The sequence below is a fragment of the Mycobacterium sp. genome (genome assembly GCF_032159775.1).
In the GTDB taxonomy this organism is placed as follows: Bacteria; Actinomycetota; Actinomycetes; order Mycobacteriales; family Mycobacteriaceae; genus Mycobacterium.
Genome location: NZ_JAVHWK010000137.1, coordinates 81,694 through 107,806, shown reverse-complemented (window position 1 = coordinate 107,806; position 26,113 = coordinate 81,694). Strand labels below are relative to the sequence as shown.

The 26,113-nt window shown below is 66.3% G+C and carries 28 protein-coding genes and 1 pseudogene; 15 read left to right on the top strand and 14 right to left on the bottom strand.

Annotation, left to right across the window (positions count from 1 at the left end; genetic code table 11):
• Positions 1-2: 2 nt before the first annotated feature.
• The 3 genes from QOJ24_RS18470 to QOJ24_RS18460 all read right to left on the bottom strand — a co-directional run bounded on the left by QOJ24_RS18470 (position 3) and on the right by QOJ24_RS18460 (position 3,674).
• A complete protein-coding gene (locus QOJ24_RS18470; protein WP_526263778.1) occupies positions 3-1,685 on the bottom strand; it encodes an NAD-dependent malic enzyme in 1,683 nt (560 codons plus the stop codon).
• Positions 1,686-1,746: 61 nt separating this feature from the next.
• Positions 1,747-3,111 (bottom strand): phenylacetate--CoA ligase family protein, encoded by a 1,365-nt coding sequence (locus tag QOJ24_RS18465; protein ID WP_526263816.1) that lies wholly within the window; start codon positions 3,109-3,111, stop codon positions 1,747-1,749.
• Positions 3,111-3,674: a hypothetical protein gene (locus QOJ24_RS18460; protein ID WP_526263776.1), complete on the bottom strand. Its 564-nt coding sequence runs from the start codon at positions 3,672-3,674 to the stop codon at positions 3,111-3,113. Before QOJ24_RS18460 ends, QOJ24_RS18465 begins: the two co-directional genes overlap by 1 nt.
• Before the next feature lie 177 nt (positions 3,675-3,851).
• Here QOJ24_RS18460 and QOJ24_RS18455 point away from each other — a divergent pair, with 177 nt between their 5' ends.
• Positions 3,852-4,523: an alpha/beta hydrolase gene (locus tag QOJ24_RS18455; protein ID WP_526263774.1), complete on the top strand. Its 672-nt coding sequence runs from the start codon at positions 3,852-3,854 to the stop codon at positions 4,521-4,523.
• A 6-nt stretch (positions 4,524-4,529) separates the two neighbouring features.
• Here QOJ24_RS18455 and QOJ24_RS18450 read toward each other — a convergent pair whose 3' ends face one another.
• Positions 4,530-5,150 carry a M15 family metallopeptidase gene (locus tag QOJ24_RS18450; protein ID WP_526263772.1) on the bottom strand — a complete coding sequence of 207 codons (621 nt, stop codon included), beginning with the start codon at positions 5,148-5,150 and terminating at the stop codon, positions 4,530-4,532.
• A 28-nt stretch (positions 5,151-5,178) separates the two neighbouring features.
• Between QOJ24_RS18450 and QOJ24_RS18445 the strand changes: the two genes are divergently transcribed.
• A complete protein-coding gene (locus QOJ24_RS18445) occupies positions 5,179-6,315 on the top strand; it encodes an alkaline phosphatase family protein (protein ID WP_526263770.1) in 1,137 nt (378 codons plus the stop codon).
• A 38-nt stretch (positions 6,316-6,353) separates the two neighbouring features.
• Here the strand turns inward: QOJ24_RS18445 and QOJ24_RS18440 are convergent.
• Positions 6,354-6,620 (bottom strand): annotated as a pseudogene (locus QOJ24_RS18440) (ArsR/SmtB family transcription factor); the annotation flags it as partial.
• 390 nt (positions 6,621-7,010) lie between these two features.
• Here QOJ24_RS18440 and QOJ24_RS18435 point away from each other — a divergent pair.
• Together QOJ24_RS18435 and QOJ24_RS18430 are read left to right on the top strand one after the other, a co-directional pair.
• Positions 7,011-7,625 (top strand): peptidoglycan endopeptidase, encoded by a 615-nt coding sequence (locus QOJ24_RS18435; protein WP_526263768.1) that lies wholly within the window; start codon positions 7,011-7,013, stop codon positions 7,623-7,625.
• A gap of 670 nt (positions 7,626-8,295) precedes the next feature.
• Positions 8,296-8,529 carry a hypothetical protein gene (locus QOJ24_RS18430; RefSeq protein WP_526263766.1) on the top strand — a complete coding sequence of 78 codons (234 nt, stop codon included), beginning with the start codon at positions 8,296-8,298 and terminating at the stop codon, positions 8,527-8,529.
• A gap of 5 nt (positions 8,530-8,534) precedes the next feature.
• On the opposite strand, the gene QOJ24_RS18425 is transcribed toward QOJ24_RS18430, so the two are convergent.
• Complete coding sequence (locus tag QOJ24_RS18425) at positions 8,535-8,825, bottom strand: DUF4333 domain-containing protein (RefSeq protein WP_526263765.1); 291 nt, start codon at positions 8,823-8,825, stop codon at positions 8,535-8,537.
• A gap of 167 nt (positions 8,826-8,992) precedes the next feature.
• Here QOJ24_RS18425 and QOJ24_RS18420 point away from each other — a divergent pair, with 167 nt between their 5' ends.
• The gene (locus QOJ24_RS18420) at positions 8,993-9,367 is read left to right on the top strand and encodes an ACT domain-containing protein (protein ID WP_526263763.1); all 375 of its coding nucleotides are present in this window, start codon (positions 8,993-8,995) and stop codon (positions 9,365-9,367) included.
• On the opposite strand, the gene QOJ24_RS18415 is transcribed toward QOJ24_RS18420, so the two are convergent.
• A complete protein-coding gene (locus QOJ24_RS18415; RefSeq protein WP_526263761.1) occupies positions 9,368-10,231 on the bottom strand; it encodes a hypothetical protein in 864 nt (287 codons plus the stop codon).
• Positions 10,232-10,301: 70 nt separating this feature from the next.
• Here QOJ24_RS18415 and QOJ24_RS18410 point away from each other — a divergent pair, with 70 nt between their 5' ends.
• Together QOJ24_RS18410 and QOJ24_RS18405 are read left to right on the top strand one after the other, a co-directional pair.
• Entirely contained in the window at positions 10,302-11,219 is a 918-nt protein-coding gene (locus tag QOJ24_RS18410) for an alpha/beta fold hydrolase (RefSeq protein WP_526263759.1), read from the top strand.
• A gap of 3 nt (positions 11,220-11,222) precedes the next feature.
• Positions 11,223-11,621: a DUF6941 family protein gene (locus QOJ24_RS18405; protein WP_526263757.1), complete on the top strand. Its 399-nt coding sequence runs from the start codon at positions 11,223-11,225 to the stop codon at positions 11,619-11,621.
• 6 nt (positions 11,622-11,627) lie between these two features.
• Here QOJ24_RS18405 and QOJ24_RS18400 read toward each other — a convergent pair whose 3' ends face one another.
• Genes QOJ24_RS18400 through QOJ24_RS18390 form a run of 3 tightly spaced genes read right to left on the bottom strand, consistent with a single transcriptional unit; the run spans position 11,628 to position 14,817 of the window.
• Entirely contained in the window at positions 11,628-12,917 is a 1,290-nt protein-coding gene (locus QOJ24_RS18400; protein ID WP_526263755.1) for a competence/damage-inducible protein A, read from the bottom strand.
• Positions 12,914-14,299 (bottom strand): cytochrome P450, encoded by a 1,386-nt coding sequence (locus QOJ24_RS18395; RefSeq protein WP_526263753.1) that lies wholly within the window; start codon positions 14,297-14,299, stop codon positions 12,914-12,916. The genes QOJ24_RS18400 and QOJ24_RS18395 overlap by 4 nt, the downstream gene beginning before the upstream one ends.
• A gap of 38 nt (positions 14,300-14,337) precedes the next feature.
• Positions 14,338-14,817, bottom strand: a complete 480-nt coding sequence (locus QOJ24_RS18390) for an MSMEG_6728 family protein (protein WP_526263814.1) — start codon at positions 14,815-14,817, stop codon at positions 14,338-14,340.
• 40 nt (positions 14,818-14,857) lie between these two features.
• On the opposite strand from QOJ24_RS18390, the gene QOJ24_RS18385 reads away from it, so the two are divergent.
• Complete coding sequence (locus tag QOJ24_RS18385) at positions 14,858-15,250, top strand: PaaI family thioesterase (RefSeq protein WP_526263751.1); 393 nt, start codon at positions 14,858-14,860, stop codon at positions 15,248-15,250.
• Between the two features lie 10 nt (positions 15,251-15,260).
• Positions 15,261-16,130, top strand: a complete 870-nt coding sequence (locus QOJ24_RS18380) for an LLM class F420-dependent oxidoreductase (protein ID WP_526263749.1) — start codon at positions 15,261-15,263, stop codon at positions 16,128-16,130.
• Between the two features lie 6 nt (positions 16,131-16,136).
• Here QOJ24_RS18380 and QOJ24_RS18375 read toward each other — a convergent pair whose 3' ends face one another.
• Both QOJ24_RS18375 and QOJ24_RS18370 read right to left on the bottom strand, forming a co-directional pair.
• Positions 16,137-17,480, bottom strand: a complete 1,344-nt coding sequence (locus QOJ24_RS18375; RefSeq protein WP_526263748.1) for a pyridoxal phosphate-dependent decarboxylase family protein — start codon at positions 17,478-17,480, stop codon at positions 16,137-16,139.
• Between the two features lie 12 nt (positions 17,481-17,492).
• Positions 17,493-20,210: a glycoside hydrolase family 2 protein gene (locus QOJ24_RS18370; protein ID WP_526263812.1), complete on the bottom strand. Its 2,718-nt coding sequence runs from the start codon at positions 20,208-20,210 to the stop codon at positions 17,493-17,495.
• A 158-nt stretch (positions 20,211-20,368) separates the two neighbouring features.
• Here QOJ24_RS18370 and QOJ24_RS18365 point away from each other — a divergent pair, with 158 nt between their 5' ends.
• The 5 genes from QOJ24_RS18365 (at position 20,369) to QOJ24_RS18345 (ending at position 23,792) form a co-directional block, all read left to right on the top strand.
• Positions 20,369-21,097, top strand: a complete 729-nt coding sequence (locus QOJ24_RS18365) for an HAD family hydrolase (RefSeq protein WP_526263746.1) — start codon at positions 20,369-20,371, stop codon at positions 21,095-21,097.
• Positions 21,098-21,107: 10 nt separating this feature from the next.
• Positions 21,108-21,563, top strand: a complete 456-nt coding sequence (locus QOJ24_RS18360; RefSeq protein ID WP_526263744.1) for a hypothetical protein — start codon at positions 21,108-21,110, stop codon at positions 21,561-21,563.
• A 69-nt stretch (positions 21,564-21,632) separates the two neighbouring features.
• A complete protein-coding gene (locus QOJ24_RS18355; RefSeq protein ID WP_526263742.1) occupies positions 21,633-21,965 on the top strand; it encodes an aminopeptidase in 333 nt (110 codons plus the stop codon).
• Between the two features lie 68 nt (positions 21,966-22,033).
• Positions 22,034-22,561 (top strand): hypothetical protein, encoded by a 528-nt coding sequence (locus tag QOJ24_RS18350; RefSeq protein WP_526263740.1) that lies wholly within the window; start codon positions 22,034-22,036, stop codon positions 22,559-22,561.
• 100 nt (positions 22,562-22,661) lie between these two features.
• Positions 22,662-23,792, top strand: coding sequence for a nitronate monooxygenase (locus QOJ24_RS18345; RefSeq protein ID WP_526263738.1), 1,131 nt, complete (start codon positions 22,662-22,664; stop codon positions 23,790-23,792).
• A 1-nt stretch (position 23,793) separates the two neighbouring features.
• Here the strand turns inward: QOJ24_RS18345 and QOJ24_RS18340 are convergent, their stop codons facing one another.
• Positions 23,794-24,336: a hypothetical protein gene (locus tag QOJ24_RS18340; RefSeq protein ID WP_526263736.1), complete on the bottom strand. Its 543-nt coding sequence runs from the start codon at positions 24,334-24,336 to the stop codon at positions 23,794-23,796.
• A gap of 224 nt (positions 24,337-24,560) precedes the next feature.
• On the opposite strand from QOJ24_RS18340, the gene QOJ24_RS18335 reads away from it, so the two are divergent.
• The gene (locus tag QOJ24_RS18335; protein ID WP_526263734.1) at positions 24,561-25,811 is read left to right on the top strand and encodes a cytochrome P450; all 1,251 of its coding nucleotides are present in this window, start codon (positions 24,561-24,563) and stop codon (positions 25,809-25,811) included.
• Here the strand turns inward: QOJ24_RS18335 and QOJ24_RS18330 are convergent.
• Positions 25,798-26,106, bottom strand: coding sequence for a hypothetical protein (locus QOJ24_RS18330; RefSeq protein ID WP_526263732.1), 309 nt, complete (start codon positions 26,104-26,106; stop codon positions 25,798-25,800). The two genes, QOJ24_RS18335 and QOJ24_RS18330, sit on opposite strands and share 14 nt — an antisense overlap.
• Positions 26,107-26,113: the final 7 nt, after the last annotated feature.

Genomic DNA, 26,113 nt, shown 5'->3' with positions numbered 1-26,113 from the left:
CGTTACGCCGGATATTCCGGTTTCCAGTGCACCTGCGATATGCGTTCGGACAGCTCTTCGTCACTGCGCGCAGGCGCGACGCCGTCCGCGATCGCCTGTCGGCCGACGGCCGCAGCGATGCGCAGCGCGATGCCGGGAACATCGGACCAGGCTGGTAACAGCGGCGCATTGGGATCCGTCAGCGCGGGCGACGCGTCACCCAGCGTGGCGGCCGCGACCCTCATCATGTTGTCGGTGACCCTGGTGGCTTGAGCCGCGGTCACCGCCAACCCCATTGCCGGGAAGATGTACACGTTGTTGCACTGGGCGATGGGCCGCGTCACCCCGTCGCGTTCCAGCGGCGCGAACGGCGATCCCGTCGCGATCAACGCGCGCCCATCGGTCCACGCGTCCAACTCGGCCGGATGTGCCTCGGCGTGGCTGGTCGGGTTCGACAACGGGAAGATGATGGGCCGCTCCGTCTTGCCCGCGAGCTCCCTCACGATCTCTTCGGTGAAGGCGCCCGCCGCAGTGGACAACCCCATCAGGATTCCGACATCCACGTTGTGCACGACGTCGGCGAGCTGGGCATGACCCGACAGGCCCCACCCCGCCACCCGGCCTGCCGGCTGGGCGAACTGTCGCTGTCCCGGCGACAGGTCGGTTCTGTCATCGGTGAGCAGACCCACGACGTCCACGACCCAGATGCGTTCTGCGGCTTGCGCTTCGGACAGCCCCTGCGCCACCATCTCCCGCGCCACCATGCCGAGCACACCGATGCCCGCCGAGCCCGCGCCCAGCATCACGACCTGCTGCTGCGACAGCGGACGACCCGCTACCTGCGATGCCCCGTGAAGCGCTCCGAGGGTCACTGCCGCGGTGCCCTGGATGTCGTCGTTGAAGGTGAGAAGTTTGTCGCGGTACCGCTCGAGGATCGGCTGCGCGTGCGCGGTGGCGAAGTCCTCCCACTGCAACAGGACGTCGGGCAGCTGTTCCTGTACGGCTTTGACGAATTCGTCGATGAAGGCGTAGTAGTCGTCGTCGTTGATCCGCCGATGGCGCCAGCCGAGGTATTGCGGGTCTTCGAGGAGTTCGACGTTGTCGGTGCCGACGTCGAGGACGATCGGCAGGGTGCGGGCGGGATCGATCCCGCCGATGAGGACATACAGCGACAGCTTGCCGATCGGGATGCCCATTCCGCCGATGCCTTGGTCGCCGAGCCCGAGAATGCGTTGGCCGTCCGTCACCACGATCACGTCGGGATTGCGGTGGGGCCGGTTGTTGATCACCTCGGCGAGCCGGTCCCGGTCCGGGTAGGACACGAACAGTCCGCGCGGTCGCCGGTAGATCTCGCTGAAGCGTTGGCAGGCCACCCCGACGATTGGGGTGTAGACGATCGGCATCGTCTCGGAGATGTGGTCGGCAAGGACACGGTAGAACAGGGTTTCGTTGCGGTCCTGTAACGCGCGGAGATAGATGTGTTTGTCGAGATCGTCTCGGCGCGTTGAGAACTCGTGCCAGCAGTGTTCGACCTGTTGATCGAGTGTCTTTTCCGCCGTTGGCAGCAGACCCAGCAGGCCGTATCGTTCGCGCTCCTCGCGGGTGAATGCGGTGCCCTTGGTGGTCAGCGCATCGAACAGTTTTGCCTGTCCCTGCAAGTCCTCGGGCATGGCTTCCCTTCTGCCGGTCGTCTGCGAGGATTCCACGCTAGCGGGGTGCGCGCGCGGGAAAACCGTCCGATCTCGGTGATTGTTGTTTCGTCAGCGACTAGCCAAGCGGAACGAAACGTTTCAGCTTGCCGGTCGACTCATGGCGCTGCAGTCTGCCGACGACACGGATGTCCACCTCGGGATCGGTCAGCCCGTGCCTGCGCAGCGCGGCCGCCAACGCCGGCGCCAGCGCATCCCCGTCCGGTGCCCCCACGATGAGCACATCGGCACCGCGCAGAGTCTGGTGCACCTGGTATTCGGAGACGCGCGGATCGGTGCCGAGTACGTGCCGGAACACGCTGGCCGGAATCGTGGCGGTGCCGTAGCGGAAATCGTCATCGCGGCGGCCGCCGATGTCGGCCACCCGCGCGAACACGCTTCCGCACGCGCACTGGCCAGGCAGCCAGTCGACCTGGTCGCCCAGGTCGTACCGGATGAACGGGAAGGTGCGGTTGGCAAGGCCGGTGGCGAGCGTTCTGGCGGCAGGCTCGTCGGGGCCGACCGGTGCGCCGGTTTCGTCGACGCGTTCCAGCACGACCTCGTCCTCGCACACGTGCAAACCCTTGCCGTGTGCGCAACCGACCGCCTGCACGCCGATCTCGGTGGACCCCCACAGGTTGTGCACCGGGGCGTCCCACGCCTCCCGGATGGCCTGCCTGTCCTCGTCGAGCAGCGGCTCGGAGTTCGTACTCACTCGGACGGGACGGATATCGAGCTGTCCTGCCAATGACGCGCGCGCGAGTTGCCCGACCACGGTGGCATAGCCCACCAGGTGCGTGGGGTCTGCCGCGGCAACAGCTGCGATGGTTTCGTCGAGCGGCGCCCCAGCCGGTATGACGATGGTTTCCATCCCCGGCGCAGTCGGCACGTCGAACAGCGGCGTGCTGGCGTGTGGCGGCATGCCGGCCGCAAGAACAGCGAGCCTGGCGGGCGCGTGCGGCGCCGCGCGCTCTTCGCGTGCCTGCTGGCGCCATGCCAGACAGCCGATGGACACGAAGAAGTGCCAGTCCCATACGTAGACGCCGCGCACGCCGCTGGACCCACCGGAACTGAAGATTTGCTGGTCGCCCAGTGTGTAGGAAAACCAAAGCTGTTCGGCGAGAACCTGTTCGGCCCGTTTCCGGCTCAGGTCGGGCACCGTGACGATGTCATCCCACTCGTCTTGGGCTTGTGCTTTGGTCATCATCGGCACGCCGGCCAGGTCTGCGGCAGTCATCGCCGACGGGTCGATTCCGCTCAGCCGCCGTGCATGGAACGGCGACCGCACCTTGGCGTAGGCCAACAGTGAGCGCAGCCGCTGCATCTGATGGTTTTCGATCTGTTCGCGCGACCAACCGAGGCGGCCGATGTGGTCCTGCAGCGCGCCTTGCACGGCGTCGACATGAGCGTCTCGCAGCCGCTCATAAGATTCACGTGCCGAGATCACAGCAGCCCTCCTCCGAGCAGTCCGCCGCCGCCGTGGCCTCCGCCGCCGTGGCCTCCGGGCGTCTGGCTGGGGACGGGTGCGCGGATTTCGGGTGCCACGCTGATGGGGGCCCTTGTGGCCGGCGAGTTGGTTGTCCGCGTCGCAGGCGCACCCGTCTCGGCCGAGGACGCTGGGGCGGGCAGCTGTTGCTCGGGCACCGACTCGATGGTCTGCGGGGCCTCGGTCGGCTGCTGCTCCGCAGCGTCCGGCGGCGGCGGAACGGGGACTGCCTGGCTCGACACGACGATCGAAGTCGACAACGGAGACGGATCGAGCGGAATCTGCACACGATCGGTTGTCCTGTTGGGCTGCTGCAGCAGCAGGGCGGCGACCACGGCGGCCACCCCTAGCGTGCCGAGGACGAAGGCCGCAAAGGCCAGCCGTACGGGTGCGGCGCTCGGCGGTGCCGTGCGGTCGTCCGCCCGGGATGTGCCACCGGGGGCGTCGTCGATCGACTCCTCGTCATCGAGGGGCTCGAAGAGGTAGTCGAACCGGCTGGAGAGGCTGTCCTCTCGCGACATGCCGCGATGGTACAGGCGCTGGTACAAGCACCCTCCTGAAATCCCTAATCCGCTGACACGGACGCGTTTTAGGCACGATGCTGCCCTGGGACCGCGGACTGCGCCGTGTTATCCGCCCCGCCACATGGCAATAGCGTGCCTGCAGATGACGGCGCCTCGCGACGTAGCCTCGACGGTATGGATACCGTCGAATACGCGGCTGGTCGGCTGGTCGACCTTTTCGGTGACCCGGCGCACCCGACCGTACTGATCTGGCACGGCATGCAGAGCAACGCCCGAGCTTCGGTCCGGCCACTCGCGGAAAGCGTGGCAGCGCACGGGCTGGCGGTGGTCGTGCCGGATTGGGATTCCCAGGCCGACGACGGGGGCCGCGGCGATCTGCTGCAGTCGTTGCGCTTCGCGCAGCAGGCGGGTGACCCTTCCGATGGCCTCACACTTGTCGGCTGGTCGATGGGAGGGCTTGCCGCGGCGGGACTGACCGCGCACGCGGCGCGCCATGAGGTCCTTCTGCGGCGGACCGTTTGCTTGGCCGGCGCCTTCACCGCACCCGACCCGATTTCCGGCCGCGAGCCGGCCTCGGCCTTGGCGGGCAGCGGGACGAGATCGCCGTTCGTCCTGCTTCACGGAATCAGGGACGACGTGGTGCCGGTCTCGGCCAGCCGTCGATTCGCCGCGGACCTCGAAGAACATGAATGGCCCGTCGAGCTGGTGGAACTCGAGGCCGACCACGCCTCTATCGCGGGCGCACGCTACGACCGAGTCGCAGGCCGCTACGACGCGGCCGAGGACGGCGAGTCACTGGCCATAGCCTCCGACGTGGCGGCCCGCATCGCGGCCGAATCGGGCTGAGGAGAGTCAGCCTGCCGCGTTCGGCCGCAACGGAGGGCAGCCGCCGTGTTCGTCGGCGGCGAGTTCGAAGTGCCAGATCTCGTTCGCGTAGATCTGGCACAGACCGAACCGAGACCCGTTGCGAATCAACCAGTTATCGGCGTCCACCGGCCCGACGTCAACGGCCTTGCCGAGGACGTGCCTCGACGCATCGGGCGAGGCGACGAATTGCTGGGCGGCCCCCACGTTTCCATACGTTCGCACCGCGTCGTCGAACAGCCGCTGCTGGAAACCCTTTGTGCGCCAGCCCGATGTGATCTGCACGCCGACGCCGTCGGCCTCGGCAGCGCGGGCCGCCTTTTCGATCGCTGCCAGCAACGCCGAGTCCAGCCAGGCGATCACGGGGTTGGTCGCGTCGAACGGCGAGATGGTCTGCCCGTCGGGAAGGTATCCGCCGATGGTGTCGGTGGCGGCCGGGCCGATCGAGAACGTCTTATCGTCGGGGGCCGGCGACTGTTGGGCGGCGGGAGTGGCGAGCGGCCTACTGCCCGCGGCCGCAGTGGGCGCCGCCGTCGGGTTCGACGGCGTGCAAGCAGCGAGCAACATCGTGAGCCCGATGCCCGCGACCGTGAATATCCGCAGCGGCATACCGAAAACAATATGGCAGGCTCGCGATGTGGACCTGCCACAGCCGGACGCGCACACCCCTCATCTGGCGGATGTGGTGCCATCGGTGCTGGCGGCGATGGGTGTGACGAGTTTCGAACGCCGCATCGATCTGGCCGCGGACGTCCGTGGTGCGTGCGTGCTGTTGATCGATGGTCTCGGGGCGGAATTGCTCGACGCCCACGTCGACGATGCCCCGGTCATGGCGGGGTTGCGCGGGCCGACACTGCAGGCCGGGTTCCCATCTACCACGGTGGCCGGGCTGGCCGCCGTCGGCACCGGCTGTCGCTCCGGCGAGCACGGTCTGGTGGGGCTGTCATTCCGGCTGCCGGGCGTCGGAGTGATCAACCCGTTGCGGTGGCGCCCCCACCCGTGGGGCGACGACCTTCGTGATGTGGCGCCGCCGGAACAGGTGCAGCCGATGGCGACGACTTTCGAACGGGCTGCCCGCGCAGGCGTCGAGGTGAGCGTCGTCTCCCCCGCGGAGTTCAGCGGTTCCGGGCTGACCCGTGCGATCCTGCGCGGCGGTGAGTACGTGGGGGTTCATGCGCTGGGCGATCTCGCCTCCGCCGTGCGGGCCGCCGTCGCGGGCGGCGGCTTCTGCTACGGCTACCACGGCGAGGTCGACCTGCTCGGTCATCTCTACGGTCCCGGCTCGCTCGCGTGGCGGATGCAGCTGAGGGAGGTCGACCGGCTGGTCGAGTCTCTCGTCGAGGGCCTGCCGCCCGGCGGGCTGCTCGCGGTCGTGGCCGATCACGGCATGGTGGCCGTCGATGACGACGAGGTGGTGGACATCGACGGCTGCGCAGCCCTGCTCGACGGCGTGGCCGCGATCGGCGGGGAACCGCGGGCCAGATATGTCTATGCCGACGACGGCGCAGCCGAAACGGTGCTCGCGACGTGGCGGGAGGTGCTCGCGGACCGGGCCTGGGTTGCCTCGCGGGACGAGGCGATCGCGGCCGGCTGGTTCGGCGCGCGCATCGGCGATGGTGTCCGCGCCCGCATCGGCGATGTCGTCGCGGCCGCCCGCGACTCGGCGACCATGGTCCGTCGCACGGTGGAGCCGCTCGAGTCGTCCCTGGTCGGCCACCACGGCTCGGTCACGACGGCCGAGCAGAGCATTCCTCTATTACTGGCCTACGGATGACTCGGTGCATCGTGCCACCCCGCCCATGGATATGGCGTCGCAGGCGCCCGCTCATACCGCTTGATCCAGCCGTCGGCAATCGCCCTGATCGGCCCGGCGTCGAGGAAATGCAATTTGTCCCTGCCGCGGCGTCGTGTGCTGACAAGGTCCGCCGCCTCGAGGACCGCCAGATGCTTACTCACCGACTGCCGGGTCATCGACAGCCGTGCACACAGCTCGCGCAGGCTTTGTCCGTTTCGCTCGTTCAGGCTGTCGAGCAGAGCACGGCGGCTCGGGTCGGCCAGCGCCTTGAAGACGTCGTCCATCGGCTCATTGTCGCACTATATGCAACCAATCAGCTGCATGTGCTCAACAGGCATCCGTTTGGCTGCATATAGATGGTCAGCACGGGTAATTTGCTGAAACTGCACGTTGCCGCGGCGTTTACTGATTGACAGCAACCGCGTCGATGGCGGAAAATTCGCCAGATCGGCCTGGAGATCACGAACGACAACGAAACCTGTTTCTTTGCAACGTAATACATACCTTACGCTCGGCCGAGCGCTCAGCTAGATAACCGCTTCGAGCGCGAAAAGCATTGCTTTTCAACCAAGTTCGTTTATCGCACAAAGTGAAAGGTGCCACTGCACAACCGAATTGTGAAGACCGTCACAGATTTTGAAGGTCGAATTGCACCTCTGTTACTGTCCGACGTCATGTTTGCTGTCGCAACCGCATCACTGCTGACGCTTGTCCAGCAGCTGTCCGGAACGCCCTACATCTCCGGTGGAGATTCGCCGCGCGGAACGGACTGCTCTGGCTTGGTGTCATTCGTAACGAACGCCGCAACCGGTCGTCCGGTCTACGGCGACCGGTTCAACACCGGCAATATCGAAGGCGCTCTCAAGGCCCGAGGCTTCCAGTACGGCACCAAGCCGGGCGCCCTGAACGTCGGATGGAACCGCGGCCACACCGCCGCCACCCTCCCCGACGGAACGCCGGTCTCGTCCGGCGAGGGCGGTGGAGTCAGGGTCGGTGGTGGAGGCGCGTACCAAAATCAGTTCGCCAAGCACATGTACCTCGAGCTGGCGCCCGCGGCTCCTGCGCCGGACGAGCAGCTTCCGCCAGGCGTGCTGCCCCCGCCGCCCGGCGAGCCGATGCCGCCGGAGGGCGTCATCGTTCCGGTCGGATTCGACCCACCGCCTGGTGAGCTCCCTCCGCCTCCGGCTGAGCTGCCCCCGCCTCCCGGTGCGGAGCCGCCCCCGCCTCCCGGTGCCGAGCTGCCCCCGCCTCCCGGTGCCGAGCCCCCGCCGCCGCCACTCCTCGCATAAGCGTCATCCCCGGCGGAAATTGCGGTCACGGCCTGCGGCGAACACCCGCCAGTTGGCCGCGGCCGGGCGTCACATCACGTCGCGGGGATAACACCGGTTGCCCGGTCGGGTGCCAGTGCATTCGCGGTGCGTAGCCACGGACAAGCCCGGCTTGACATACCGCTCGAACGACGGTGAGCGTCCGTAGTTCTCGCAATCGTGTCGTGCAGAATAGTCACCGCGCCGAACGGCTGTCGGCTTGTGACGATGCTGCATGACGGGAGCGAGGTTGGTTACCAAACCTGCGACGTCGCTTCGTCGGTTGCCCGCCGGAGGCAAGCACCGCAAACAACCTCTGCACCGGAAAACAATTGCGGAACAACGAATTTCAGCACGGAAGCGGCTTCTCGTCGGCGCGCTCGCAGCAGCGTTGGTCGCCGCGCTCGGCTTCGGTGGGCTGATCGCGATGGGGACGACCGAAAATTCGACACCAGTTGCGGATCCTCGGCTACCGTCGCCGACTACGAACACTGAACCAACGACGCAGTCGCCGAACCGTTCTCGTGGTTCTTCGCCGGGAACCGCTGCGCCGGCGCCGTTTCCCTACGACGACAGCGGTTTCCTCAATTCGCCTGCGCGATGCCCCCGATCGCAGCCTGCATCCGCAATCGGTCGGACAACTGGCTCGCTCGTGGTGATCTGTGGCGAACAGCCCGGCCGGTACACCTACCTCGGTGTCCGGCTCAGCGATGCGGCCGTGTTGCGGACAACCGCATCAACCACCTCAATCGGTTCGGCGCGTGGCTTCCTGGCCAGAAGGGCCGGTGTCCTCTACGCCGTCAACCGAAGCGAGCTGAGAGTCACCGCAGGCAGCACCGTCATCAAGCGAGAGCCGATGATCGAATACCGCGACGTGGCCCGCTAGCAGGATCAACTGGGCTTGGACTCGACGTAGAACTCCACGTTGTCGCCCTCGACCTTCGTCACCTTCATGTGCGCGGTGTACTCGACGCCTTCGGGCCCGGTGAATGTGCAGTCGAATTCGACGCCGACTTTCGCGTCCACTCCTGACGGACAGCTGACGTCTTTCGGCTTGAACTTCGTCTGCTTCGACACGACCTCGACAACCGATTTCGCGGCGCCATCGGGATTGATCTTCGAACCGCATCCACTGACGAGCATGGCCAGCACGGCGGCAAAGACCAGCAATGCGCGTCGCATCGTCGCAGTATCGCAGATCAGTGGGAACGCGACCAGGGTTGCGAACCGGCAACGGATGCCCGCTGCGCTGCTTCAGGGATGTGCCGGGCAGTGTTTTCGCGAGGAGTCGGGTATGGCCGCCGCCGTCGGAGCATGATCGTCGTTAATCGGTATGAAAGGAGCCGGTCATGGCAACCGACCTGACGCTCTATTTGAACGACGATCCCGGAGAACTTGCCCGCGTCGGCGACGTCCTCGGCCAAGCGGGCGCGAACATCGCCGGCTTGTGTGCGGTGGCGAGCGGCGGCGGACAGGCCGAGGTTCACATCCTCGTCGACGACGCGACGCCTGCGTTCGAAGCGCTGCAAGCCGCGGGAGTCAAAATCGCCACTGAGCAGGAGGTGCTGGTTCTGGAGATCGAGGACCGGCCGGGTGCCCTCGGTGAGATCACGCACCAACTCGGCGCAGCGAAGGTCAACCTCACCCTGGTGTACCTCGCGACGAACACCCGTCTGGTGCTGGGGGCGGACAATCTCGCCGATGCCAAGGCCGCGATCGGCTGATCACCTGGCGCGCCTGGATTGCGTCAGCCGCGCCTTCGCATCCCTGACCGTTTCGGCGGCGTCACGACTGGCCTGCTTGGCTTCGGCATAGGCGCCCTCGGCCGCTGCCAGGGCACCTTCGGCGTCCGAGAGGCGCTTCCGCATCTCGTCACGACGCAACCTGGCGACCGCCAGATCCGATTGTCGGTCCGACAACGCGTTCTCGGCGTCGCCTTTGGCGCGTTCGGCTGCGGCCAGTGCCGCTTTCCTCTCAGCCGTTTCCTTGGCGTCCTTGGCGTCCTTGGCGTCTTCGGAAGGGCGGCGGCCTTTCTCGCGCTGGCGCTCGTCGGAAGGCCGCTGCGACGGCCGCGCAGCTTTGGACCGGTCGTGGCCGCGCGCGGATGTGAGTACGGCTGTCGTCGCACCGAAATCGCCGAAACCCGACCACTGTTCGGCCTTGGCCAGCCGGCCGAGTCGTTCCGCCACGTCGGGATCGGCGACCGCGGCCTGCAGCGTCGAAATGACATCCTCGCGCACCGTTGCCGACGGATCCGCCATGTCTGCGCCGTCGAACGCGGCGCGGGCGAGCTCTTCGACAAGAGACCGCTGCTCGGCCGACAGCTCGCGGATGGCCGCGCCGTCCATCGCTGCGTGCGCTTCGCGCAGCCGCTCCCCCAGATCGGTCAGCGAACGCTTGACGTCGTCGTTGCTTCCCACGAGCCGGTTGACAACCCATGCCGCTGTGGTCGGCCTGCGCGCCGCAGAGATCCGCTTCGCCGCCGCAGCGTCGCCGCGCTTCTTGGCCGCGGCGGCGAGATCGGTGCGCAGCGCGGTGAACTCCTCGGGTTTGACTGTGTAGAGCTCGTCCAGCTCGTCAACGGCCATGACGCCATGATGCGCCATGAAGTCACCGACGCTCGACAGACCGCTGCGGCCGACATGCGACACTCTGGGCATGGTTGTCGCAATTGAACGCCCGAAGCTCGAAGGAAACATCGCCGTCGGCCGTGACCGCCAGATCGGGTTCGCCGAGTTCGGCGCACCGCAGGGACGAACCATTTTCTGGCTGCACGGCACCCCCGGGGCCCGCAGACAGATTCCCATCGAGGCCCGGGCGTACGCCGAAGAAGCAGACATCCGGCTGATCGGCATCGACCGGCCGGGCATCGGGTCCTCGACGCCGCATCAGTACGGGAACGTTCTCGAGTTTGCCGAGGATCTGCGCACCATCGCCGACGTCCTCGGCATCGACAAGATGGCCGTGGTCGGTCTGTCCGGCGGCGGCCCCTACACGTTGGCGTGCGCGGCGGCGATGCCCGAGCGCGTCGTGGCGGCAGGCGTCGTCGGCGGGGTCGCACCCACGGTCGGCGCCGACAGTATTGGCGGCGGCCTGATGGGGAATCTCGGAACACGCGTCGCACCGATCCTTGCTGTGGCGAAGGTACCGATCGGGATGGTTGCCACTACGCTGATTCGATTCATCCGCCCGTTCGGAGGCCCCGCGGCGGACCTTTACGGGCTGGTGTCGCCGCCGGCCGACCGTGCTCTGCTCGCGCGACCGGAGATCAAGGCGATGTTTCTCGACGATCTGCTCAACGGCAGCCGCAGGCAGATGGCGGCGCCGTTCTACGACGTCGTCGCCTTCGCACGTGACTGGGGATTCCGGCTGGACGAGGTCAAGGTGCACGTGCGCTGGTGGCACGGCGACGCCGACCACATCGTGCCCTATGCGCACGGACAGCATGTGGTGTCGCGGCTGCCCGACGCCGAGCTGTTCCCGATGCCGGGCGAGAGCCACCTCGGCGGCCTCGGCCGCGCCGAGGAGATCCTGCGCTCGATGCTCGAGGTGTGGGACAGCGCCGGCGCCCATTAGCCGATGAGAGCCATCGTCCTGCTCGCCCAGAGCGCTGCGCTGGACCAGGCGGGCACCGTGCACGCACTCGGCCTCGGCTGGACCGTCAGCGCCACACCGGTTCCCCAGCACGCGTTGGTCATCTTCGTCGAAGTCGAGTGGGCGGAACTCAACAAGTCCTTTCCGATCCGAGCCGAGTTGGTCGACAGCGACGGAGTGCGGGTGGCCCACACGGAACACGGCGTCATCAAAGCCAAACACAAACCGGTCCACCCCGCCGGAACCCCGGTCACCATCCCCTTCACCGCCACCATTCCGACCCTGAAGCTGACTGCCGGTGAGCGCTACCAGTGGCGGGTGTCGATCGACGACGAGATGCACGAAGACTGGCTGGCCGGGTTCACCGTCACCGACGACGACTGAGCAGCGTCAATCCCGAAGTACTGCAGGGTCTTTCGCGCCGAGCACGGCTCGCCGAAGCAGGTGCATCGCGACGGTCGTCGAACGCTCCCGGACATCGGAGCGGTTGCCCGGTAGAAGAAGCGTTCTGGTGAGCGTCGGACCGTCGGCCAGCATCACCGAGAAGCACACCGTCCCGACCGGCTTGTTCTTTGTTCCGCCACCCGGCCCGGCGATTCCGGTCGTCGCCACGGCGGTGTCGGCGCCGAAGCGCCGCAACGCACCACGGGCCATCGCCTCGGCCACCGGCTCGGACACCGCACCATGCGATTCGATGAGTTGGACATCGACGTCGAGCATGCCCGATTTCGCCTCGTTGCTGTAAGCCACCACACCGCCGGCCACGTAACCAGACGATCCCGGAATGTCGGTCAGCCTGGCTGCGACCAGCCCCGCCGTGCACGACTCCGCCGTCGCAATACGGCGGCCAGCCAGCAGCGCCGCCACCTGATCGTCGACCAGCGTGCCGTCTTCGGAAAAGATCTGGCGCGCATGGTGTTCGCGCAGGACGCCGAGCAACTCCGCATACACCGGCGCCGCATCCGGCTGATAGCGGGTGACGATCTCGAGCTCACCCCGACGCAGACAGGTGGTGATCTCCAGCCGCTCGAACCCGTCGATCTGTCCCTCCGCATCGCGCAGCGTCTCGGCGAGGCCCGACTCGGGAAGCCCGAACATGCGGACCATGTCCTGCCGGTACTCCGTGCGACCCGCGATGGCCTCCTGTAGTCCTTGGGTCTGCACCGCGGTGTGCCACATCGGCTGCAACTCGCGCGGCGGCCCCGGCAGCACGACGACCGTCGGCTTGCCCGCGACCACGACGCCGGGTGCCGTGCCCACCGGATCGAGGATCTGTGCGCCGGCGGGCACCATGGCCTGCTTTCGGTTGGCGGCCCGCACCGCGTCGAAATCCGCCTCGGTGAAGCGCGCCCGCAGCCGCTTGAGGATAGCCGCGATCTTCTCCTCGAGGACGTCGTCGAGCACCAGTTCGCGCCCACAGAACTGCGCAACGACTTCAACTGTCATATCGTCGGCCGTCGGCCCGAGTCCGCCGCTGGTGACGATGAGGTCGACTCCCTCGCCGGCCAGGAATTGGAGCGCAGCCGCGATGTCGCCCTGACGGTCGCCGCAGATCGTGACGTGGGCCAGCTCGACCCCGAGCTCGAGCAACCGGTCGGCGATCCACGGGCCGTTGCGGTCGGCCACCCGCCCGGTCAGAACCTCTGTCCCGGTGACGACGATGCCTGCGCGTGCGCTCACGGACTATGCATACACGACGACGTGCTCGCCGCAGCGGGAGCCGTGGCCGCAACGTCCTTGCGCGCCCGCACCCGGATGCGCGCGCCGCGGTGCGGGACCAGGATGACGTGTTTGACTCGTTGCCGTTCACCCGCCGCCGTCGTGGTGGCCAGCTCGACCCGGCGCAGTACTTCGCGCAACACGAGCCGCAGCTCGATCATCGCGAACGTTGCGCCGAGGCAGCGGCGGTTGCCCCCGCCGAACGGCAACCACGTGGTGGGTCCTGTTGCGGCGCCGACCATTCGGTCAGGGTCGAACCGGTCCGGATGCGGATACTGCGCCGAACTGCTGTGCACCAATCCGATTCCGGGGGCCACCATGACTCCTGCCGGAAGGCGATAGCCGGCCAGCTCGACCGGCTCCTTGAGGATTCGGCCGACGTCGAACACGACGGGGCGGATCCGCAGGGTCTCCCTGGCGACCGCATCGAGGAAGTCGTCTCCTGCGGGATCGCCTGCAGCGCTCGCTTCGGCGGCACGCACAGCCTTGTCCAAGATCGCGGGGTGTCTCGTCAGCCGCTCCAGTGCCCATGCCAGGCCGGTGGCTGTGGTGTCGTGGCCCGCGACCAACAGGGTGATCAGCTGATCGCGCAGTTCCCGATCGGTCATCGTGTTGCCGTCTTCCCCGGCGGCGCGAACCAGCTTCGCAAGGGCGTCGGTGCGCGTCGCGAGTGCGGGATCGGTTCGGCGATCGGCGATTTCGGCGTACAGCAGGCGGTCGGCCTCGTCCATGTTGCGCCGCAGAGAGCGCCACAGCCCGAGCTTCTGCAGTCTCGGGCTGGCGATCGCGAGCGACGCCCATGGAGTCACGTTGAGCAGCTTGGGCATCACCTCTCGTAACGCCGTGAGGCGATCCGGGTCGGAGGCGCCGATCACCGTCCGCAGGATCACCTCGAGGGTGATCTCCGACATCTTGGGTGCGACCGCGAATTCGGTGCCCACCGGCCATGTCGCGACGTTCGCCGAGGCGATCTCGGCCATCACCTCGGTCTGCCGCACGACGGCGTCGCGGTGAAAGGCCGGCAGCATCTGCCGTCGCCGCTCCCGATGCACGTCGCCGTCGATCACCAGCACGGAACTGTTGCCCAGCAGACCAGCCAGCATCGAGTTCGCCTCACCGGCGTGATAGACCGTCGGACTTCCCGCGAACACCTTCTTGATCTCGGCCGGGTCGTCCAGATACACCAGCGTTCCCATGGTGGCGATTCGCATCGTGAACACGCTCCCGTACCGCCGCCTGCACGCGGAGATGAAGCGCGGCCAGTAGCGGGCCATCAAGGCGGCCTGGATCGGGGCGGGCAGCCGTGGCCCAGGCGGCAATTCGGCGCGCGCAGTGTCGGCCATGTCCTGAGCATACGAGCCGACCAGCGCGCGGTCGAAGATCAAACGGGCACGCGGCGGGACCGATCCGATGCCGGCCATACGTAGGGCAGATCGTCGGGGACGTCGGGAAAAAACCGGCGATAGTGCGCCGGATCCTTGCGGACGAGTGCGGACTGGTGGCTGCGGTGGAACGCGGGATCACCGAGCCACGGAGGCAGTTCGCCCGCCGTGGCCAGGTCGGGCTGTGTGCGCACAGAGATCTGCCCGATCGTGCGTGTCAGATCCTCGACGAGGGTCGCGGCGCATGTGTCTGCGTTCCCGACTTCACACCACGCCGCGCAGATGTCGAGCCCATATCGCACGAGCGCCTCCTCGTATCCTGCCCACATCGCGGCCGCCGGATGATGCCGCCACCCGTAGCCGGGAACGGTCAGCGCCCGCAACACCTGGATGACCTCGACGCGTTGCTTGCCGAGACGGCGCGTGTCGAGCACGTGCGCGGAGTCGGCGAAGGCGCTGTACGGCAGGAACGTCTGCATCGCCCGAATGAGTACCCCGGCTACCGGTAATGTCATTCTCGTGACGGCGCCGAAATCCCTGCGGGAGCTGTTCGACCAGATCGGACTGGAGGAGGTGCCTGCCACGGACGGCACCGTCGTCATGGAGATGCCCGTCGACGAGCGGGTCACGAACACCGCGGGCGGCCTGCAGGGCGGACTCATCGCCACGATGGCCGATGTGACGGCCGGCCAGCTCGCCGCGCGCAGTACGCCCTTTGGCCACGCCATCGCGACCACCGATCTCTTCGTCCGTTATCTGCGACCCATCAAGGAACGGAACGGGCCTGCGCGCGCCGTCGCCAAGATTCTTCGCACCGGCAAGCGGTCGGTCGTCATCCAGGTCGACATCTACCGCGGTGACGACGGCGAACTCGGTGCGACGGCCACCGTCAACTTCGCGGCCGTCGGATAGGACGTCAAGCATGGATCTGTCCGGTGTCGGCATCTGGAACTACGGACTGCGTTACGGCGACAAGGCGGAATCCGCCGACGTCGCAGCGGAATTGGACGAACTCGGGTATACGGCGCTGTGGATACCCGACGTCGGCGGTACGCCGGTGCTCGAGTCAGTGGACCACCTGCTTTCGGCGACCGACGACATCGTTGTCGCGACGGGAATCCTCAATCTCTGGATGAACGATCCAGCCGATGTGGCGGCGTCCTACGCGTCGCTGACGGCCGCCCACGGCGACCGGTTCCTGATGGGCATCGGCGTCAGTCACGCGCCGCTGATCGACTCGACCGAGCCGGGCAGATATCGCAGGCCGCTGGCTGCCACCGCGTCGTTCCTCGATGCGCTGGACAGTGCCGAGCAACCCGTCCCGGCCGACGCACGGGTGCTCGCGGCGCTCGGGCCGAAGATGCTGGAGCTGGCGGCGAACCGGTCGCGCGGCGCCCACCCGTACCTTGTCACGCCAGAGCACAGTCATCGTGCCCGTGAAGTGCTTGGCCATGGCCCGCTGCTGCTTCCCGAACAGACCGCCATCCTCACCGACGACGCCGCCGAGGCCCATGACATCGGAAGCAGTTGGCTCCGAAGGTATTTGGCGATGCCGAACTACGCAAACAACATGCGCAGACTCGGCTTCTCCGCCGACGACGTGGCGTCGGTGAGTGACCGGCTGCTCGACGCGATCATCGTCTGGGGCGACGAGGCCGCGGTGATCGGCCGAGTGAACGAGCACTTGGCCGCCGGTGCCGACCACGTATGCCTCCAGCTGCTGACGGCTGACTCGAACGAGTATCCGCGTCAGGAGTGGCGGCGCATCGCCGATGCGCTGCGCCAGCCCTGAGGCCCCTCACTCGGTCCTGGCCAGCACCTCGCGAACCAGCTCCAGGTGAGTGTGCGGGTGCAGGAAGGCGAAGCGGCCCACCGTTTCGCCTTCCCACTTCGTCGGCGGGATGAAGGCGACCTGATCCGCATGCAGCCGCTGCGCCCATGCGTCGTAGTCCTCCGGCTTCCAGCCAAGCCTGCGGAACAACACCACCCCCAGGTCGGGCTCGCGGATCAGCTCCAGCTGCGGTGCAGCCTTGATCAGCTCCGCGGTTTGGCGTGCCAGCGACACAGCGACCTCGATGGCGCTCCGGTATGCCTCGAGCCCGTTCACCGCGAGTGAGAACCATAACGGCAGCCCCCGCGCCCGGCGGGTCAGCTGATAGGCGTAATCCGACGGGTTCCACTCCCCGTCGGATGTGTGGATCACGTCGAGATACGACGCGTCCTGAGTATGCGTCGCGCGGGCCAGCTCCGGGTCTCGATACAGCAGCGCACAGCAGTCGAACGGGGTGAACAACCATTTGTGCGGGTCGAGGATGAACGAGTCGGCCTCTTCCAGCCCCGCGTACTTGGGGCGCAGCGAACGGGCGAAGATGCCGGAGCCGCCGTAGGCGCCGTCCACGTGAAACCACCAGCCCCGCTCCCGAGCCAAGGCGCCGACGCCCGCAAGGTCGTCGATGATGCCCGCGTTTGTCGTGCCCGACGTGCACACCACCGCCGCGATATCCGTTGCGTCGGCGGGCACGACATCTCGTACGGTTTCGGCGGTGAGCCGATGATCCGGCGTGTCGACCACCAGGGCATCCATCTCCAGTAGCCGAAGCGTGTTGACGATCGACGAGTGCGCATCGGAGCCGACGACGACGCGCAGGCGTCCCGTTGCCCCGCGCCGTTTGGCGGTCTCTCTGGCAGTCGCGAGTGCGGACAGATTGCCTGCCGAGCCACCCGAAACGAAGCAACCTCCTGAGGTGATCGGCAGGCCTGCCTCGTTGGCGATCACGCGCAGCACGCTGTTTTCGGCAGCGATGGCGCCGGACGCCTCCAGCCACGAGATGCCCTGAATCGAGGCGCAGGACACCAGCATGTCGAACAGCAGGCTGGCCTTGGTCGGCGCCGCAGGGATGAAGCCGAGGAACCGCGGGCTGTCCGCCGATATGACGCTGGGCGCGATCACCGAGGTGTACACGCCGAGCACCTCGTCGGGTTGCCGCGGCGTATCGCGGATCAGCCCGTCGAGCCGGTCGTACAACTCCTCTGCGGGTAGCAGGCCCTTGTCCAGCGGTACGGGGTCCATCCGCAATCTGTTCTCCGCGTAGGCCAATACGCTGCGAACCATTTGCTCTGTCTGCTGGTCGACCTCGTGCATGGCACCTCTCCTCTATTCGATCGGCACCACCACTGGTGGCGTGTTGTATCCGGCCACCCGCACCCAGTCCGCGACTGTGCCGTCGCGCGGTACGACGCCGTGAACGTCGACGGTTTCGCCTGGGAAGACCGTCACGTAGTTGTCGCTGTATTCGATGGGCAGGATCTCGTCGCCGTCGGGCGCGCTCAGAATCTCGGCTCGCTCGAAGAACGCCACCCGCCCAGTGGTGTTCTTCAGACGAATGGCGACGCCGTTCTCGCCCGCCGCATCGGTTCGTTGGGCACTCACCTGCAACGGAACCCGCGGCATCCAGTTCAGTGCCGTCATGTCCGCCCAACTCACCTGCCTCAGTTCGAACGCCCAGTCGTTCGTCGGATCACCAAGATCGTCCCGCTGTTGCGACTGCCAGTAGACGTTTTCGGCAAGAACGGTTCCGTCGTCGTCGACCACCTCGCACCGCACGAAGAACACACTCGAGTCGCGGGCCACCTTCGGCAGGGTCATCGCCTCCACGCTTCCACCCGAGGCGACGTCGAGGTTCTCGGTCGTCCGGTCTTCGCGCATCTTGCCCTGCAGGTCGTAGACGCGGACCCGGACCTTCAGGTTCGACCGGTCGTCGGGCGTCTGGTTGACCAGCGTCACGTGCGCCTTGGTGTGGTCGGCCGTGGCATACGAGTCGAACACCACCGACAGCGGGCGGAGGCCCTTCTTCGCCCCGTAATAGGCACCGCCGGGCCGCAGGTAGTAGTCGAAGATGTTGCCGAAGAACGACGGCCAATGGTTGTTCAACATCCAGTAGATGGTCATCTTGTGGCTCGCCCAGCCGTTCGCGGCGAACGCCTCGAACTGAGCTCGCGTCGATTCGTAGTGTGCCAGTTGGGCTTTGCGGGTGAACTCCTCGGCATCGTCGGAGGGTCCGTAGCGCCGGTCGACCGCTCGCTTGATGCTCTGCAGCGCGGCGTTCTTCGGGTTCGAGCCGGCGTGGAAGGACCACGTGTCGTTGATCGGCCACAGTTTGTCGGGCGGGATGAACTTCTTCAGGCTCGCGAACGGCGGGATGTGCTCGTTGTCGCCCTGTTCGGCGGTGGACCCGCGGGTGGCGCCGTATTGCCCGCTGAACCAGTAGCCCGGCGACCGCCAGCTGTACGGGCCCGCCATGTGGATGCCGTCCCAGTCGCGCTCGCCGCTGCTGTCCCGCGCCAAGGACGAAACGGTGTCCACGGTGGCGTTCTGCCAGTGCGAGTCATCAAGGACGGCATGGTATTTCGCAAGGATGTCGGCGGGCGGCTTGCCGTCGCTTCCGTTGGCCCAGATGAACACCGACGGGTGTGAGCGCAGCACCAGGATCTGCGACCGCAGGCTGTCGGCGGCCACCCGGCGGTCCTCGTCGTCCCACTGGGACCACTTCTCCCACTGGTTGCAGCACATCCAGCCGTACATCAGAGGGATGCCGAGCTCGTCGGCCTTCTCGATGATGTGCTCGCCGGGAAACTTACCCTCCAGCCGCACCATGTTGAGGCCGAGATCCTTGACGTACCCCAAGATCGCGTCCTCGCGGTCGGGGTCGTCGGCGAACAGGAGGTCGGGCGTGTAGGCAGCCCCGCGGACCAGGAAGTCGCGTCCGTTGACGGTCAGATAGAAGTTGCCGCCCTTGCCGAGATCGGGAAAGTCGCCGTCGGAGTCACGGTGCTGGGAGACGGTGCGGATGCCGAACCGGAGGTCAGACGAATCCGACGTCTGCCCGAACTGGCTGAACTCCAGACGTAGGTCATAGAGGTCAGGCTTTCCAAGGGTGTAGGGCCACCACAGGTCGGGATTGCTCACCGTCAGCGCGTCGAATCGGTCCGGGTTGAACGTCACTTCGCGCTGTTCGCCCGGCAGCAGCGTCACCGGCTGTTCGACGTCGATGCTCGGCTTGCCTTCACGGCTGATGGTCCCCTTCAGCACACCGCGGACCTGCTCCGTCGAGTAGTTGTGCACAGACGTGTGGATGGTGAGCCGAGCGGAATCGGTTCGCGGTAAAGGCAGTTCGGTGTTGACGACGGCAGGCCCAAGCGACACCGCGCCGCCGACCTTCAGATATACCGGCTTCCAGATACCCGCATTCCGGTCGGAGACAAATGAGTTGCCGCGGTCGGGGTTCTTGCCCGCGCCCTGGTAGCCCAGGTACTTCCAGTTGATCCAGTCCCACCAACTGTCCGCCAGCTCGACTCCGTTGATGTCCTGCAGAGCCTGCTCCGGCGTGATCTTGATGGCGAGGGTGTTCGGCACGCCCGGAGCGATCCATCGCGCCACGTCGAGTTCGTGGGCGTTGTACATGCCGACGACTTGGGTGCTGTCGGCGACCAGGTGGCCGTTCAGCCAGACCTCGGCGCGGTAGTTGATGCCGGGTAGCTCCAGCAGGTATGTGGTGTGACCGGCGGGTGCGGTGAACGTCGTGCGATACCACCAGTCCTGCTTGTAGAGGTCCGCAGGCACCTCGTCGCGGAGGTTCTTGCCGTAGTAGAGGTCGGGATACGTGCCGTCATCCTGCAACGCTTCGAGGACGGTCGCCGGCATGTGCCGGACGGTGTGCCAGCCCGGCGCCGTGTAGTCGGCACGCGAGACCGTCGCACCGTCGGCGCCCAGTTGGCTGGCCGACGCGAGCTGCCAGCCGTGCGCGAGTTCGATGCGGTCGGGCGGCTGCGCAGGCCAGGCGAAGGTCGGCAGGGAACCCGCGCAGGCCAGCAGTAACAGGACGACGAGGAGTCCGGACAGGACGGTGCGGCGCCGGGTCGATATAGCCGTCTCCTCTCGGTGTGTTCCGCTCGTCGCATGCGCGGATTCGTCGACACTACGGGTGGTGACGCAATACGGCTGATTGTGATCAAGAACCGTAGTCTCGGGTGATGGTCACCGGGCCGCCGGGTCGGATCGACGAGATCGCCGCGAGCGAGGTAGGACCCGAGGTGGGCGCGTTCTTCGATCTCGACGGCACGCTGGTTTCGGGCTTCACCGCGACAGCCCACGCAGGCGACCGGATCCGGCGCAGACAGGCCAGGATCGGAGAGATTCTCGGAGTGCTCGAAGCCTCGATCAGATACCGGCTCGGCCGCATGCAGTTCGAGCGTCTGATCGTGCGGGCGGCGGGATATCTCAAGGGTGAGTCGCTGCGAGAACTCGACGAGCTGGGCGACCGGCTGTTCGTTCGCCACATCGCGTCGCGGGTCTACCCGCACATGCGCGAGGTCGTGGCCGCCCACCAGCAACGCGGCCACACGGTAGCGCTGTGCTCGTCGGCGCTGACCATCCATGCCGAACCGGTTGCTCGTGCCCTCGGCATCGAGAGGTTGCTCTGCAATCACTTCGCCGTCGACGAGAACGGTCGCCTGACAGGCGACATCGAAAGGCCCATCATCTGGGGAAGCAGGAAAGCCGATGCGGCACAGCGCTTCTGCGATGACAACGGCGTCGACTTGCAGCGCAGCTATTTCTACGCCGACGGCGACGAAGATGTCGCGTTGATGTCGTTGATCGGTCATCCCCGACCCGTGAACCCGCGTTCGGGCCTAGCGGCGGCCGCGGCGGTCAACGGGTGGCCCGTGTTGCGCGTGGCCGTGCCGGGCCGGAGGGGCTGATTCCCGCCCGATGAGTGTCTTCGACGGTCTGTCGCTGGCGTGCAGCGGTTTCCTGCTGGCGGTGCTGTGGATGGACCTGATCTTCGACAGCCAGGTTCGGTCTGTGCGGGGCGGTGAACTCCCCGAGCCGATCCTTGCATCCATCGCGGACTACTACCGACGTGCGACCACCACATCGCGCCCGATGAGCCGGCTGATCGCGGCGGTCATGGTGATTCTATTGGGCACGTTGGTGTTTCGCGGTTTGCGTGGCGACGAGCCGGTGATGGTGACCGCAGTGTCGGCCGTCCTTGCCGCGATTCCCATTGTGCTGGCGTTGTTGCGAACTCTGCCCGACGCCGTCCGGCTCGGCGCGCGGTCCGACGGGCCGGTCGAGCAGTCACGGCTCGCACGATCGATTTTCCGCGACCACATCGCGTGCCTGCTGGCGATATCGGCCCTTCTGGCGGTGTTGCTGGTTTGGTGAGCGGTGCCGCGGGCAATCCCCCGGCGGGGGTCGGGGCAACTCCCTTCATGAGAAACGAGGAACCGCGACATGAATGCGCGACGTTTGATCCTGCTCGTAGGCGCGGCGCTACTGGTCGCCGGTGTGATCGCGCTACTCATTCCGGTGTCGATCACCGGTGACGGGAATTCGATCGGCTGCGGAAACGCCATCGCTGCGGATTCCTCGGAAGCTGAGGCCGCCAACAACAAGACGGTGGCGAACGTGCCGATCCTCAACCAGATCGTTCCGCACAACGACTACGTCGCCAACTGTCAGTCGGCGGTGTCCAGCAGGCGGACCTGGTCCATTCCGTTGACGGTCATCGGCGTACTGGTCGTGCTGGGTTCGTTGGCGGTGCCGCGAACGCGCACTGTTTCGTAAATCACACTTTCGGGCAGTCCTACAGGCAGCAAAGCGCTAGAGACCTTGAGACCGGAGGGGGCGCCATCATGGCGAGCGAAGACCAAAAGACAGAAGAGACCGAAGAGAATGACAGCGAACAGCAAGACGATCGGCCGCGGACCGAGAAGCCCGAGGTCAAGGATGAGCACAAAGAGAAGGCCCAGGAGATGCGGAAGGAGTACGTGGAAGAACGCCCCACGGTGATCATGCCGGGGAGCGGTGGCACCGTGGCGGGCACGGCCGTCAACGAGTGGCTCGAGGACGACGGAAGCCCGAAGTTCGGGGACGAGTCTGAGTCAGCGGCCGACAAGTCGGAAAGCGATGACGTAGAGACCGGCAGGACCGACGATGACAAGTCATACGGCGACACGGTGGCGGATGACAAGGAAAGAAACGAGCGAATTCGGAAAGCGCACGAGGAGGCACAGGCCGACCAGGCGCAAAACGACGAGGCGCAGGGCGACGCGGCCCAGACCGACGACGAGCAGAGCGACGACGAGCAGACCGACGACGAGCACAGCGACAAGGCGGACCACGACGCGGCCAAGGGCGACGAGGCTAAGAAAGACGGTTAGGCGGCGTAAAGCTCTCCGCAGGCCTGCGTGGATCGCCGATGCCGGCGCGTACTAAACTAGAACACGTTTCAGTTCGCCTCTCGCGCCAAAGGAGCCTCGCATGCATACGGCCATCTGCGACGACCTCGACATCGAGTTTCCGATCTTCGCTTTCACACACTGCCGTGACGTGGTGGTGGCGGTCAGCAAGGCCGGCGGTTTCGGTGTGCTCGGCGCCGTGGGCTACACCCCCGAGCAGCTCGAGATCGAGCTGAAGTGGATCGACGAGAACATCGGCGACCACACCTACGGCGTCGACATCGTCATTCCGAACAAATACGAAGGCATGGATTCCAACCTGTCCGCCGACGAACTGACCAAGACCCTGCAGGACATGGTTCCGCAGGAACACGTCGACTTCGCCCGCAAGATCCTCTCCGACCACGGCGTGCCGATCGAAGGCAGCGGCGCCGACGCGTTCCAACTGCTCGGGTGGACCGAGGCGACGGCGACCCCTCAGGTCGAGGTGGCGCTGCAGCATCCGAAGGTGACGTTGATCGCCAATGCGCTCGGGACCCCTCCCGCGGAGATGATCAAGCACATTCACGACGAAGGCCGCAAGGTTGCGGCGCTCTGCGGCTCACCGTCGCAAGCCCGCAAGCACGCCGACGCAGGCGTGGACATCATCATCGCCCAGGGCGGCGAGGCGGGCGGACACTGTGGTGAGGTCGGCTCGATCGTGTTGTGGCCGCAGGTCGTCAAGGAGGTCGCCCCCGTTCCGGTGCTGGCCGCGGGCGGCATCGGCAGCGGCGAGCAGATCGCCGCGGCTCTGGCGCTCGGCGCGCAGGGCGCATGGACCGGTTCGCAGTGGCTGATGGTCGAGGAAGCCGAGCACACCGCCGTCCAGCAGCAGGCCTACGCCAACGCCTCGAGCCGCGACACCGTTCGTAGCCGGTCGTTCACCGGTAAGCCCGCCCGCATGCTGCGCAACGACTGGACGGAGGCGTGGGAAAAGGAAGACAATCCGAAGCCCCTCGGTATGCCGTTGCAGTACATGGTTTCCGGTATGGCGGTCGCCGCCACGCACAAATACCCGAACGAAAGCGTCGACGTCGCCTTCAACCCGGTCGGTCAGGTCGTCGGCCAACTGAACAAGGTGGAGAAGTCGTCCGCGGTCATTCAGCGCTGGGTCCAGGAATACCTCGAGGCGACCACGAGGCTCGACGAACTCAACGAAGCCGCCACCGTCTGATCTAGGGCGTCGGCGGGGGTGCGAGGCCGGGCAGCACCGGTCCCGGCGGCGGTCCGTCGGGTGGTGGCGCTACCGGCGCCAGCGGATCAGGTGCCGGCGCGCTAAGTGGCGGAGTGCCGGGTGGCGCCTGGGGCGCCACGGGCATGCCGTTGGTCGGCATCGCATTGGCGTCGAGCGGACGCTGCGTCAGTAGTAGCAGGGCGTCCTTTCCACTGATCTCCTGCGTCTGATATGCGTGAATCAGGTCGAGTAGGTAGGACGTACCGCGGCTTTCGGGAGGGCCGACGGGAACAGCAGAGGTGCCCGGCGGCAGGTTGTCGGGACTGGCCAGATGTGGGACCTCGGCGGGCGGCGGCGCAGGCAGCGCGGGGTCGTCCGCTGCGGCCTGGGTGGAGATGGACTGCTCGCCCGGTGAGGGCTGCGGCGCCGGCGCCGGCGCGTCAGGATCGGCATGTGCGACCGGGACCGCGAGCATCAACGCCGCGAAGGCTCCGAGTGCGCCACCAGCCAACGGCAGCGACCACACCTTGTCAGACTTCTTCACCGATACCCCCTTGGCTTTCTCGACGGCTATGGGGAACTTCAGTTTTAGTACACCAATTGTTACACCTGTGCACTATGTGACCAAGGTGTCATTAATGAGAAACGGAGCGGAACACGTTTCACTTGCGACTTTCCGCCAAGTTTCGGAACCCCCTTCACCGCTTCCCATCTGTGGTGTAGCAATGCCATACGGGCACTAGACAACGTCGTATGAGGAGTCCATTCATGCCATCTCCGAACCTCCCACCCGGGTTCGACTTCACTGACCCCGACATGTACGCCGAACGGCTGCCGGTCGACGAGCTGGCGCACATGCGGAAGGTGGCTCCGATCTGGTGGCAGCAGCAGGACCGGGGCAACCTCGCGTTCGGCGACTCCGGCTACTGGGTGGTGACCAAGCACAAAGACGTCAAGGAGGTGTCCCGCCGCAGCGACGTCTTCTCCAGCAACAAGAAGACGGCCTTGCCGCGGTATCGCGACGAGGCTGATCCGGCGTCTCTGGAGACGGGCAAGGTCGTGCTGCTCAACCAAGATGCCCCGCATCACACCCATCTGCGCAAGATCGTCTCGCGCGCATTCACGCCGCGGGCCGTCGAGTCACTGCGCGACGAGCTTCGCGACCGGGCGCGCGACATCGCCAAGCGAGCTGCGGCCGAGGGATCCGGTGATTTCGTCGAGCAGGTGTCGTGTGAGCTGCCGCTGCAGGCGATCGCCGGGTTGATGGGTGTGCCGCAGGAAGACCGTATGAAGTTGTTCGAGTGGTCCAACCAGATGGTGGGCGACCAGGACCCGGAGTACGCCAGGAACGATCCGTCGGCCGCGGCGGTCGAACTGATCATGTACGGCATGCAGATGGCCGCCGAGCGTGGCAAGAACCCCGGCGACGACCTCGTCACCAAGCTGGTGCAGGCCGATGTCGAGGGTCACAAGCTCACCGACGACGAGTTCGGTTTCTTCGTGATCCTGCTGGCGGTGGCGGGAAACGAGACCACCCGCAACTCGATCACCCAGGGCATGATGGCCTTCACCGAATTCCCGGACCAGTGGGAGCTTTTCAAGCGGGAGCGTCCTTCCACCGCCGCCGACGAGATCGTCCGATGGGCAACGCCGGTCACCTCGTTCCAGCGCACCGCGCTCGTGGACACCGAGTTGAGCGGCGTCGAGATCAAGAAGGACGACCGGGTGGTGATCTTCTACCGCTCGGCAAACTTCGACGAAGAGGTGTTCGACGACCCCTACGCCTTCAACGTCCTGCGGGATCCGAACCCACACGTCGGCTTCGGCGGGACCGGTGCCCATTACTGCATCGGTGCGAACCTCGCCAGGATGACGATCGACCTGATCTTCAACGCCATCGCCGACGAAATGCCCAACCTGACGCCGATCTCCCCGCCCGAGCGCCTGCGGTCAGGATGGCTCAACGGCATCAAGCACTGGCGGGTCGACTACACCGGCACGGCCGCTAACGGGATCTAGCCGGCGGGTAGTCGATGATCGAGCGCCAGTAGTCCTCGGGGATCTCCTCGCCCGACCGCAGGACGACCGCGAGGCCGGTTGCCATCGCGATGCCGAGCAGCCCGAGCCACAGGCCGGTGACGGCGATGACGGCCCACAGGATCGTCGTGACCGTCGGCCATGGCGAGAGCAGCGCGAGTATCGGCGCGAAGAAGAAGCCGGTGCCGATGTACCAGGACGACCCCGCGCGGTCGGATTTCAGCACGAAGCGCAGCCAGCGCGGGATGGACGAGTCCACCGGCCTTGTGTCAGGCATTCAGTCG